The following is a 13,956-nucleotide window of genomic DNA, read 5'->3' as shown; positions in this document are numbered from 1 at the left end:
AGTTCAACTGGATGGAATATCAGATTTGGGCTCTATAGGGTTAATTGTTCGAACCCATCCCCGGTCACATATAGTATTTATTAAAATATCGAAACGTCTGAGAGTACAGAATTGGAACCACTTATTAAAAGATTTAGAGATTTTGAATGAAATTTGACTTTCTAATTGGGGATTTATAAAAACTGTTGGTTAGAGTCAGGTTCTCGGTACCACTAAGCTCAAAAACTACTTAATAATGTAGTCTTTAATTCTGATAAGACTATCTTTGGGAACTCAATATTATACAAAGCTTTTACTTATTAGCCCTAACGGGACAATTTTCGAACCATTTTGTGGATGACTTAAAAAAAATAAATATTATTTTATATTGATTTCTATGTTTAAATTTGATCTTAGTAATTTATAATATTGAATCAGTGGAATAAAAGTCTGCTTATTTAGTTCTTATTTTATTCTCAGAAAGTAGAACTAATTAGAGTTTAAACAAGAATTAGCTTGACATAAAGTTTTATACTATTGAAATTACACTCATAAATGTACTAAAGGATTCAACAAATATAAGTTCGTTTGAATATTGTTAAGTAAATATCCTATTTTTGAAAACAAATAAACACTGACATTTGTCAGACATAGCAACCCACTTTAGGGTAGATAAGTCGGATTTTATCAGACATATATACAAGTTAGGCACAAGCTAAAACAACACGAACAGAAATGACACCGAAACAACAATTAGAATCAATTCTTTCAAACAAATACGAATCTGAAGACGGAGATTTGTATAAGATCGAATTGCTGGACGGAATGACCGACAGTGAAATAGAAAACCTGAAAAATCAGCTTCCAGATAACAACTTACCGGATGAAATCGAAGAATTATTAAGATTCAGCAAAGGTTTTGAGTTTTATGGACTTGAAGAAGTACGTTTCGATGCATTCGGTCATTTTGGATTTGAAGAAATGTTTCCAAAATCAATCCAACTTGCAGGAGATGGGTTTGGGAATTTTTGGATTTTAGATATTGACTCTAAGGGAAAATGGAATTCAGTTTATTATGTCTGTCACGACCCATCGGTCGTTGTAAAACACTCTGAAAATTTAACGGAGTTCATAAGACATGTTGACGAGTTCGGACAAAAAGGAAATCAATCCAACTTGGACATTATTCACGAAAAGACCGTAATGGATATTTGGAGTGAAAAAGTCGGAATAATGGAAAAAAATGAAAAGGATTATAACTTTGAAAACGGACAAGTTGAACTACCAGAAATGTTTTTAGTGGCGGACTTGACTAATCAACCTATAAAAACAGGATTTCCTTGGGGTAAATCAGGACCGAACACAAAAATCATAAGACCGAGTGATGAACCAATTTGGATAGTTGAGAAACGAGTGAAACAAGGTTTTCTATCAAGATTATTCGGTGGAAATAAATAAATAGCCAGTGCCTAACAGCCACCACAACGGATTTGGGCATTGGGCTTAATGGAAAGATGGTTTTGTATTTGGAATGATTTCGCAAATCCGAAGAATGGGCTTAATTTAGTCCCAAACCCGCTGTAGTGCCAGAACGTTATACGGTATTTTAGAAAAAACGCAGAAAATACAACGACCAAAAGGAATAACATAAATTGAAAGAAGAACACTTTTATTCAAATAAATTAACATCATTCTTACTCCTTTTAATATCTTCAATATTTGTTATTGCTGGAATATTATTAGGTGAAAAAATGATTGATTTCGAAGAAAAACTATTTAAAAGTGTAATTTTTATTTTCAGTTTTTTGTTGTTTTCGTTTGGAATTGTTTTGTCTTTTTTATTGTTGACAAGAAAAAAGCCTCTTTTAACTATTACAAATAGTCAAATAATAATTCATAAAGTTTTGACTCCATCTAAAACCATTCAAATTGACAACATAAAATCATTTCTCATCGTTAATACTCATCATCGAGGAATTAAGACAAATAGGCAAATATTTATTGAACTGAAAAGACCAACAGAAAAGTATACCAAAACTTGGTTTTATAAATTTCTCAATAAAATAAGTAAACCAATAGCTAACTCTCAATATTCTATACAAACCGATTTTTTAAATATTAAACAGCAGAAATTACTCGAACTATTAAATAAGAAGATAAAAAACGCCGTATAACAGCCGTTACACGAGATTTTGGCATTAGGTTAAATTTAAAGATTGTTTTGTACTTGGAAAATTGTGTTTAACCGAAAAACCTCGCATCTTAATCCCAAACCTCGTGTAGCGTCAGAACGTTGGCAGTAATACTATGAGAAAACTAAAAATAATATTTACATTAATAATTTCTTTTACAATTTTTAGTTGTGAAAAGAAAAATTCTAATTTAGAAATTGAGAAAGAAATTATAAACAATTTATTTGTGGAAATGGTTGATTCAATTCACAAAGACAGTATTTAGTTGGAATGAGATAATAATGAAAGTGAAGTAAAAGTTAAGGCAGTTTATCTCCTAACTTGGACTCCATTTTTTGTTTGCATATCCAAAATTACATTCAGTTTTTTTTTAATATCTAAATATAAGTAGTTTAGTTCTGGTGTTTTTGAAATCTATAAGGAAGAGAGTCTTAAATTTTGTATCAAAAAGTGATCAACTCCACACTTAAATATTTGCTGGATTACAGATTTTGAGTTATGAGTAAGAGGTTTATCTGGGTAAAATGAAATAAAGAAAACTCAATTAATATTTCAAATCAATAAAAAGATTTTTTGGCTTATAGTATTAGAAGAAAATTACTGTGTTAAAATTTTGATTTTTTGGTATTTAAATAAATATGAGAAGTAAAAAAGTGCTATTTTATTAAGTTAAATAGTGATGTTTATTATAAGTAAAACATTACGTAAAAATACCTGTTTCTTTTAGAAAGACTGGGGAATGTGGAAAGTCGTAAAGATATTATGAATTAGTCGTTTAGTTTTGGAGGTAAAATTTAATTGCCAAAATCTAAAGGCTACTTATGAAAAAACTCTACCTAATTCTGTTTCTTCTTGCTTCATCATTATTTACGTATTCCCAGGACATTCTCTGGGAAAGATCCTATGGTGGACAGCACGCCGATTATTTGTTTGACGCCCAACCCACGGCCGATTACGGTTTTATTTTAGCGGGGAGCTCCCTATCCAACAAAACCGGAAATAAAGACGACGACAATCATGGAGATCTGGATTACTGGATCTGGAAAATGAGTGAAAAAGGAGATCTGGTTTGGCAAAAAAGTATTGGTGGAAGTGGTTTTGATTTGCTTCAGAGTATTAAAAATACCAGAGACGGCGGATTTATCCTTGCAGGAACTTCTAGTTCAGGAAGAGGTTTTCAAAAAAACGAAGATTGCAAAGGAATCAGTGATTTTTGGGTTATTAAATTAGATGCTTCGGGTAGCGAGCAGTGGCAAAGAACTATTGGAGGTACAGGGAAGGACGAACTCTTATGTGCTTTTCAAACCAAAGACGGAGGTTATATGTTAGGAGGTTCATCAAGTTCAGATCCTTTGGGTAATATGCTTGCTGTATCGAACGGAATTTCGAAACCAACCACAAAAGCAGATTCGTTTAACAAATCAGAAAAAAGCCGCGGTAACATGGACTATTGGATTGTCAAACTGGACAAGCAAGGCGATGTCGAATGGCAAAAAACCTATGGAGGAAGTTATGCAGATGTATTAAGAAGCATGGAACAAACCTCAGACAACGGCTATATTCTGGCAGGTTATTCCAACTCTCCGGTTTCAGGTGATAAAACAGAGAACAATAAAGGAGTGGGAGATTTCTGGATCCTTAAAATAAACGATACCGGTGAAATTCAATGGCAAAATACTTATGGTGCCGAAGGAGACGATCAGCCTTATGTCATTCATCAAACAGCGGATGGCGGTTATATCGCGGGAGGAAATTCCAACAGTAAAAATGCTTTGACCACTATGGGTGGGATTGTAGGTAATGGAACCGACTACTGGATTTTGAAACTCGATAAAGACGGAGGTGTTTTATGGAGCAAAACTTATGATTTTGGAAAAACGGATATTCTGACCTCTCTGGTAGAAAATAAAGACCAAAGTTATCTCATTGGCGGTTATGCACAAAGTGAAAGCAGGCGCCCGCGTGAAGGGATCGTTGCTAAAGCACTTAACTCCATCAGCAAAGAAAAAGAAGGCATCAACGACTATATCGCTATGAAAATAGACGATAAAGGAGAAGAAATCTGGAATAAAACCGTAGGCAGTGCCGGAGAAGATATCCTCAGAAAGTTAATTGAGACCAGAGACGGAGGTTATCTAATGGCAGGAACTTCCAACTCGGCTGCATCAAGAGACAGAAATGGCAGCATTGGAGGCAATGATTTTTGGGTGGTGAAACTAAAAGACAAAACAAAGGTTGAAAAAGTAAAATCCAGTATCGAGGTCATTCCTAATCCTGCGTCAACTTATACCAATGTTATTATAGGCTATGATTTTAAAGAAGGTACCGCAACGTTGATTGATATTGCAGGACGTACCTTACTGGAGTTTGACATCAATAGCAGGACTGTACCGGTTAATCTAAGCGGATACCCCGAGGGAATCTATATCATAAAAGTCAGAACAGATGTTAAAACGGAGTCTGTTAAAGTGATTAAATCTGTCAGATAACACAGGTGCTTTTTAATTATTATATCAAGTTACAAATCAATATGAAATCAAATATACATTACTTTTTATTTTTCGTTTTGTTTTTTATTATTCAAAATGTGAAATCCCAAACTGACGATGGAGTAAAAAAATCTTATATTCCAAATATTAGTATTGCAACGCCACAAGTGGCCTCTATGAGTAAAGTAAACGAAATACCTGTAGATATTGCCACGGGAAGAATCAATTATACGATTCCAATATTCGAAATTAAAGAAGGTGAATTTACTATGCCTATTAATTTATCCTATAATTACTCAGGTCTTTTGGTAGATGAAACTCCCGGGTATGCAGGGGTGGGCTGGACTTTTAACATAGGTGGAGCTGTTATGCATATAATTAAGGGGTTAAATGACGAAGAGCATTTACTCGAAAGAAGTATGATGCACAACTATTTTAACAAACTGCCTCCTTATCAGGATGAAAATTTACCGGAATCAAAAGCCAGAATTTTAGACCTGTTTGAAAAGATAGCAGAAGGAAAAATAGATGGCAGACCCGACAAGTACTCTATTAATATTGGAAATATTAGCTGTAGTTTTTACTTAGACAAAGATGATAATCCTATTTTCATGAAGAATGAAAATTATAAATTGGTGAAAAACGGATCTTCGGGATTTACACTTACGGATGACAAAGGAATTAATTATATTTTCAGTTTACCTCAAATAAATAAGAATACCAGTTCAAGTAGTGAGGGGTATTCGTATAATTCTTCTTTTTTGATAAAGGAGATCAATTTTCCACATACCAGTAACAAAATTACATTCTATTACGCAGATCCAAACACGCTATACGATATTTATGACAGTTATACTTCTGCCAACACCATTATAAACTATTATAATAATTGGTCTACAACAAAAAGCAGGACAGAAACAAGTTCGTCGGTCACCAAACTTTCTAAAATTACAACCGATAATTATACTATCGAATTACAATACGATGATAACCCTACTGAGCTTGCGGTAGCTGTCGTCACTAAGTTAGAAATAAAAAACAAAGCCGGAATTGCGATTAAAACATATGATTTTAGCTATTCACAATGGTCGGGGAGAAGAAAAAACCTGTTAGATTTAAAATACAACGGACAGGTCATTAATAGCATGGAATATGATGAAAGTTTGGCTTATCCTAATTTTTCGGAAGGTGATTTGGCAAAAAAAGATTTATGGGGCTACTACAACTCCACTGGTTCACTACCCCTCAGTAATGCACCGGTTAATCCGTTGGATAATCCTGGTATTAAACCGAATTTTACAAGTACGCAGATTGGAAGCCTTAAAAAAATAACCTATCAGACGAAAGGATATTCTATTATTGAATACGAGCCAAATACAGTTTTTATGAATGTGGCTGATTATAATCTTCCATATTCTGATGAGAAAGGTGGAAATACATCAATATCAGCAACAACTACTAATATCGGTGGAACTCGGATAGATACTTTGGATATAGTTACTATTATTGGAGAGTTAAAAATTTACAACAAATTATCTAATGACCCTACAGTAAAAGGATGGGAAAATAGAACCTCTAGTGTTATTTTATACAAAGAAGGTGAAAGATTGAATCCAATTTTTGAAAGAAGCCAGCTCTGGACAAAAGATGGTCATTGGATGCCTGAGCAATCATCATTTATCAATCAAGCGTCAGTTAGTATAAATAGCCCTGGCAGGTATTTTTTAGAAGCAACATCAAGCGAAGGATCTATGGCACATGTTATCGCAACATACCAGCAGCCCACACCGCCTTCTAACCAAACTGTAGGAGGGATAAGAGTAAAACAAGTGAAAAACTGCGATTTTAATGGGGCCTGTATCATGACTACTTACAACTATTCGCAATCTGGCAAGAGCACCGGTATAATATTGCAAAAACCACAATTTTATTCGGGATCCTTTTTTACTGACAGAACAAACTGTTTGCCAGCTAATGATGATACAAGCTCTAGAACGTACTATTATAGCTATAACAGTATTTCTCCGCTGTCTAATTTTAGAGGAAGCCCGGTATTGTATAAAAAAGTAGAACAAATTGAAGGGAATCTTCTTGAAAATAACGGAAGAACGGTGTTTTTGTATTCGGGCGGAGGAGTTAATTTCCTGCACGATGAAGGATATAATATTGGCCAGTTAGATCAAAAAAATATTCTATCAAAAACCGGCGATACGATTCAAAAACAAAAAAACACCTATTTAAATAATGTGGAACGCAATAATCGCAGGTTTGTACTGGGCTTAGAATGCAAGCTTACCCGTACTACATTTAATATGTATGGTGGTTTTAATGCCCCACTAAATTGCTCACCAATATTGCCAAGACCATTAAGTGATTTCGTAACCGAAACATTTACACATGAATCTAAAAACTATTTTTTAGAAAAAGAAGACCATACAAGTTATTTCAATGGCAGAACATTAATTCAAAATACAGTCAATTCCTATGATTCGGAAACAGGAAATCTTAAAAATCAGGTTTCAACGAACTCTAACGGAGAAGACCTACGAACCCAATATTTTTATATTACAGATTCTGAAATGGCAAATGAGCCTTTTCGAAATGAATTGGTAGCGAAGAAAATGGTTGGTAAACCGATTAAGACTCAGAGTTTTAATGGTGAAAAAATATCAGAACAGAAAATAGAATATCGTAACGATGGTTCTACCTCTAATTTGTTACTGCCAAAATATGTTTATGCAAACAAAGGAGTACAGGACATAAATAATCTTAAGGATAAAAAAATTACCTACGACCAATACGATGAAAAGGGTAATGTTTTGCAATATACTGTTGAGGGAGGCTTACCAGTGGCGATAATCTGGGGGTATAACAAAACACAGCCTATTGCAAAAGTAGAAAACGCCAGCTATGATCAGATTTCAAGTTATGTTTCGAATCTGCAGAATCGATCTGATTTAGACGATGATAATTGTTTGACTGAGGATTGTAACGAGCAAATACTGAGAAATAACCTGAAAACTCTAAGGACTTCTTTTCCTCAATTTATGATTACTACTTACACCTATAATCCACTGCTTGGTGTAACAAGTGTAACAGATCCGAAAGGAGTACCTTCTTATTATGAATATGATGCCGTAGGCAGATTAAAATTTGTAAAGGACTATGAATTGAATGTACTTCAAAAATATTGTTACAACTATAAAGGTCAGCTGACCGATTGCAGTGATAATACTTCAACCAGCGAGTATATTTATAAAAGTGCTGCCAGAAGCGGCACGTTTACCAAAAAGAATTGTGCCGCAGGAGGAACAGGTCAAAGTGTGACTTATAATCAGGCGAGAGGGGCAGTTACCTCGACTATTTCGCAGGCAGATGCAGATAGTAAGGGACTTACTAAATTCAATACAGAAGGTCAGGTTTATGCCAATGCAAACGGAGCCTGTATCTTTTATAGTGCAGCAATAAGTAGATCTATTGCCAAAAATAATTGTGCTGTAGGAGGAACAGGCTCTAGTGTTTCTTACAGTCAGACTTATGGAGCAGAGCATTCTTTTTCTTCGCAGGCGGAAGCCGACAGTAAAGGATTATCTAAATTCAATACAGAAGGTCAGGTTTATGCCAATGCAAACGGAACCTGTATCTTTTATAGTGCAGCAATAAGTAGATCTATTGCCAAAAATAATTGTGCTGTAGGAGGAACAGGCTCTAGTGTTCCTTACAGTCAGGCTTATGGAGCAGAACATTCTTTTTCTTCACAGGCGGAAGCAGACAGTAAAGGATTATCTAAATTCAACACAGAAGGTCAGGCCTATGCCAATGCTAACGGAACCTGTACCTTTTATAGTGCGGCAATAAGCGGATCAATTGCTAAAAATAATTGCGCTGCAGGAGGAACAGGCTCTAGTGTTCCTTACAGTCAGGCTTATGGAGCAGAACATTCTTTTTCTTCACAGGCGGAAGCCGACAGTAAAGGATTATCTAAATTCAACACAGAAGGTCAGGCCTATGCCAATGCTAACGGAACCTGTACCTTTTATAGTGCGGCAATAAGCGGATCAATTGCTAAAAATAATTGCGCTGCAGGAGGAACAGGCTCTAGTGTTCCTTACAGTCAGGCTTATGGAGCAGAACATTCTTTTTCTTCACAGGCGGAAGCCGACAGTAAAGGATTATCTAAATTCAACACAGAAGGTCAGGCCTATGCCAATGCTAACGGAACCTGTACCTTTTACAGTGCGGCAATAAGCGGATCAATTACCAAAAATAATTGTGCTGTAGGAGGAACAGGTTCTAGTGTTCCTTACAGTCAGACTTATGGAGCAGAGCATTCTTTTTCTTCACAGGCAGAAGCCGACAGTAAAGGATTATCTAAATTCAACACAGAAGGTCAGGCTTATGCCAATGCTAATGGAACCTGTACCTTTTACAGTGCGGCAATAAGCGGATCTATTGCTAAGAATAATTGTGCTGCAGGAGGAACAGGCTCTAGTGTTCCTTATAGTCAGTCATATGGGGCGGAGTATTCTTTTTCTTCACAGGCTGATGCCGATAATAGAGGATTAACTAAATTTAATACAGAGGGGCAGGTTTATGCGAATGCTAATGGTTATTGCACTTTTTATAGTGTAGCAATAAGCAGATTAATTGCAAAGAATGATTGCACCGTGGGCGGAGAAGGCTCTAGTGTTCCTTATAGCCAGATCTATGGAGCTGAACGTTCCTTTTCTTCACAGGCGGAAGCCGACAGTAAGGGATTAGCTAAATTTAATACAGAGGGGCAGGTTTATGCCAATGCTAATGGTAAATGTACTTTTTATAGTATTGCTTACAGCGATACTTTTACAAATGATGAATGTGGATTAACTGGAACGGGGACGAACCATCTTTATACTCTGGCAGCCAGGGCAGAGAAATCAGAAGTTTCTCAGGGAGAAGCAAATTATAAAGCAGTCTTGAGATTTCTTGCAGAGGGTCAGATATATGCTAATACCGAAGGTAGTTGTGTTTTTAATAGTGCACCTTTAGGGGGGTATTTTTTAAAAAATAGCTGTCCTGCAGGAACAGTCAGCACATCTGGCCCTATTTATTTCGAGCAGAGCAGAGGGACTGTAACTTCTAAAATTTCGCAAGCGAATGCTGATGAACTTGCGGTTACCAAATTCAATACCGATGGACTGAATTATGCTAATGCAGTAGGGGAATGTTTTTACTACAGTGCTCCTATAAGTGGAAGCTTTACAAAGACCAATTGCCCACCCGGAGGGATTGGTTCCACTAATGTTTATTCTGTTGGATATGGGGCAGGAAAATCAAAAGTTTCTCAGGTAGAAGCAGATGCCCAGGCATTAGAACAGCTTAATTATTACGGAAAGGTACAGGCAGAATACGGAGGTACTTGTACTTATTTAAGTCAGAGAGTAGTTTACAAAATTTATAAAAATGATTATTGCCCTCCTGGAACTACTTTTCCATACGTCTATTATATTGTGGAGCAAGGAAAGTATGACTCGGAAATTTCACAGGTTGATGCTGATAATAAAGCATGGGCAGATGTTAGTGCTAATGCGCAGGCTTACGCTAATACTAATGGAATATGCCTTAGACACGGAGAGGTAGAGGAGTAAAATAAAGATTTTAGATATTAAATCATTTTTAAAAGAGATTCAGATGAAAAAAAACATACTAATTATAGCCCTTTTGTTATTAGCAAGTATAGATCTAAAAGCCCAGATTTTAAGCAATGATAACTTTGTGTACACCCTGACTCCGAAAAAACCGGTGAAGGCAGCAAACTTGCATTCGCTGACCAAAGACGAGATGAGTCAAAACGTGACCTATTTTGACGGATTAGGCCGTCCGATACAAACCATTGCTATTGGTCAGGGAGGAGGAGGACAGGATCTTATAACTCCTATAGAATATGACGGCTTTGGCCGACAAGCCAAAGAATACCTGCCTTATCCGGCTGTCAATGGAAGCAACAGTTATCCCAGAATTGACTCCAATACAGCTATAGGTATCGCAAAAGGCATTTATAGCGCTGCAAAATATGACAATACCCCAAATCCTTTCTCCGAAAAAGTATTTGAACCATCGCCTTTGAATCGCGTTCTCAAACAAGCCGCTCCGGGGGCTTCCTGGGAAATGGGTAAGGGCAATGAAATCAAAATCGATTACCAGACCAATACCACTGCCGATGCGGTAAAACAATACAAAGCCAACACCACTTGGGAAGCAGGTTTAGGACTGTATGATATTAGACTTACAGAGCTGGGAATTTATGCCGAAGGAAGACTGTACAAAACGGTAACTTACGACGAGAATTCGGGTGCAAATCCAAGCGAAAGTGCCGGTGCTACGGTAGAATTTAAAAACAAAGAAGGTCAGGTTATTCTAAAAAGAACCTACAATTCAGGAGACCCACACGATACTTACTATGTTTACGATATTTATGGCAACCTGACCTATGTATTGCCACCAAAAGTGACGGGTGTGGTTAACGATGAGGTTTTAAACGGTTTGTGTTACCAGTATAAATACGACTACCGCAATCGTTTGGTGGAGAAGAAACTGCCCGGAAAACAATGGGAGTTTATTGTGTATGACAATCTTGATCGTCCCGTAGCTACCGGACCGGTTTTCTCTCCTTTTGCAAATGAAACCACCGAAGGCTGGCTCATTACCAAATACGATGCTTTTGGCAGACCCATTTATACGGGTTGGAGCAGTCAGTCTTCAGGTTCGATCATTAGAAAGGCATTGCAGAATGCGCAGAATGTATCTAAAGTTTTATTTGAAAGCAAACAAACCTCAGGAACAATTGACGATATCCCGGTATACTACAGCAATACAATTGCTCCAACAAATTTTAAACTTTTAACCGTTACCTATTACGATAACTATGCTTTTCCCAATGCAGAAAGCCGGCTTACTACAATTGAGGGGCAGACTGTTTTAGAGAATGTCAAAGGTTTGGTTACCGGAAGCTGGGCAAGAGCTCTGACCACGGCATCAGCTACATTGGGAGAGACCACTACTACTTTTTACGATACCAGATCCCGAGCTGTGAGCAACCGAACTCAAAATCACTTAGGAGGATATACTCATATCAATAGTAGTTTAGATTTTACCGGAAAGTCGCTCTATACCATTACCAAACACAAACGTACTTCGGGAGACACAGAGTTAACCGTAAGAGAAGAATACACTTACTCGCCACAAGACCGCTTGCTGACCCATACCCATCAGGTTAATGGGGGAAAAGTTGAAGTTTTAGCAAATAATACTTATGATGATTTGGGGCAATTGAGTGCAAAAAATGTAGGGAACAGCGCAGGAGCTCCCTTGCAAAAAGTACAGTATAGTTATAACATCAGAGGCTGGCTCACCGGAATCAACAATGTTGAAAATTTGCAACAAAACTCTGATCCAATAGATTTATTTGCTTTTAAAATTAATTACGACAAGAAGCCGGGTAACTCACAGGTTCAGGCATTGTACAATGGAAATATTGCCGAAACTTCCTGGATTACAAATTCAGATGTTACAGGTGCAATTCGAACATATGGCTATCGGTACGATCAATTGAATCGATTGTTGGACGCAACCTATCAGACTCCAAATTTGACCAATAATAAGAATTATTTTGGTGAGAACATGGATTATGATAAAAACGGAAATATTACAAGATTACTACGACATAATATCGCTGGTACATCATTAGATCCTTATGTTGGTGATATGGATAATCTGGGATATTTTTATACTGCCAACTCCAATCAGTTAACAAAGGTCACAGATACCTCAAACCAACCACAGGGATTTAAAGACGATAGTAACGGATCTAATGACTTGGCAGATGATTATGCCTATGATTTAAATGGGAATTTAATAAAAGATACCAATAAAAACATCACTGAAATACAATACAATCATCTGAATTTACCTAAGAAAATTACATTTGGAACACCCGGGAGAATTGAGTATATTTACAACGCAGCGGGGCAAAAACTGGAGAAATTTGTAAAAGATAAAGATGGTGTTGTAACCCGTACCAATTATCTGGGAGGGTTTCAGTACAGGTATAGCGAAGGCCAAAGCATTCCGGTTGACCCAGTTGACCCAGTTGATCCGGGCGGGGAAGGTGGAGATCCAGATCCTCCTGTACCGGATGATCCACAGGATCCTAAAAACCCACCTATTCATGGTTATGAGCCTGTTCCTAATGACCCTCCGGCGGAGACCAGTCGTTTCAGTGCCTTTGCAGAACAATCGGTAAGTCAGGCTGCTCCATCGCGACCAACATTGGAGTTTTTCCCTACGGCAGAAGGGTATTATGATTATGTAGGTAAAAAGTATGTGTACCAATATAAGGATCATTTGGGTAATATCAGATTGAGTTATGCCAAAAATCCGGTGACTCAAGTTCTTGAAATTATTGAAGAGAATAATTATTATCCTTTTGGATTGAAACATAAGGGATATAATGATTATACAGAGAGTAATAATAAATATAAATACAACGGAAAAGAATTGCAAGACGAGCTGGGGCTTAACATGTATGACATGGAAGCCCGAAATTATATGCCAGATGTTGGTCGTTGGGGTAATATGGATGAGTTGTCTGAAAATTTTTATGTAAATTCACCTTATAATTTTTCAAATAATAATCCTGTAGTTTATTCTGATCCAACAGGACTAGCTCCAGAGAGTTCAAATTACATAGCATCTACTGTAGTAAATAGGAGAGGAGAAATTATTGATTACAAGGATGATGGTGATGATAATATATATTTAAATAAACGTGGTGGAGAAATAGTTGGTAAAGAACGTCTAGGTGTAAAGTATGAAGTGGGTAACAAAATCGTTCAGGCTGATTTAACTAATTATAATATTTTATTTTCTGACGGAATAGCAAATATGAAATACCTTAATAAACCAGCAGAACCAATTATGCTTGAACTTCCTTGGTATGTTGGTAATCCTTTAGCATCAGAATTTAGATGTACTCAAATTGGAAGCTTTTGGATGTGGTTTAAAACATATGTTAAAGGAGGCACAATTGAAATTCAAATAGGTACATTAATAAATGAAGCTCCTTCAGCAGGAAGTGCCATAAAGCTTTTAAAAACAATGGAAGCTGAAGCTAAAGCCTCAGGAGCTACAAAATTAATAATTGAAGGAAAGGGAGTAGTTGAAACAAAACTATTAAATGCTCAAGCTTGGGAAAGACTTGGCTATACTATTGAGAGGATTGAACAACACTCCGTAAGAATTTATAAAAATTTGTAAAA

The 13,956-nt window shown here is 36.5% G+C and carries 5 protein-coding genes; all 5 read left to right on the top strand.

Annotation, left to right across the window (positions count from 1 at the left end):
- Positions 1 to 714: 714 nt before the first annotated feature.
- The 5 genes from AC3IS6_RS18840 (at position 715) to AC3IS6_RS18820 (ending at position 13,954) form a co-directional block, all read left to right on the top strand.
- Positions 715 to 1,437, top strand: a complete 723-nt coding sequence (locus AC3IS6_RS18840) for an SMI1/KNR4 family protein (RefSeq protein ID WP_489161618.1) — start codon at positions 715 to 717, stop codon at positions 1,435 to 1,437.
- Positions 1,438 to 1,631: 194 nt separating this feature from the next.
- Complete coding sequence (locus tag AC3IS6_RS18835) at positions 1,632 to 2,153, top strand: STM3941 family protein (protein WP_476019865.1); 522 nt, start codon at positions 1,632 to 1,634, stop codon at positions 2,151 to 2,153.
- An 839-nt stretch (positions 2,154 to 2,992) separates the two neighbouring features.
- A complete protein-coding gene (locus tag AC3IS6_RS18830; protein ID WP_476019863.1) occupies positions 2,993 to 4,660 on the top strand; it encodes a T9SS type A sorting domain-containing protein in 1,668 nt (555 codons plus the stop codon).
- Between the two features lie 98 nt (positions 4,661 to 4,758).
- Positions 4,759 to 10,287 (top strand): DUF5977 domain-containing protein, encoded by a 5,529-nt coding sequence (locus AC3IS6_RS18825; RefSeq protein WP_489161637.1) that lies wholly within the window; start codon positions 4,759 to 4,761, stop codon positions 10,285 to 10,287.
- 43 nt (positions 10,288 to 10,330) lie between these two features.
- Positions 10,331 to 13,954 (top strand): DUF6443 domain-containing protein, encoded by a 3,624-nt coding sequence (locus AC3IS6_RS18820; protein WP_489161635.1) that lies wholly within the window; start codon positions 10,331 to 10,333, stop codon positions 13,952 to 13,954.
- The last annotated feature ends 2 nt before the right edge of the window (positions 13,955 to 13,956 follow it).

It is taken from the genome of Flavobacterium sp. KH_035 (genome assembly GCF_057839565.1).
Note: the sequence above shows the minus strand (reverse complement) of the source record. Positions and strands in the feature narration are given on the sequence as shown.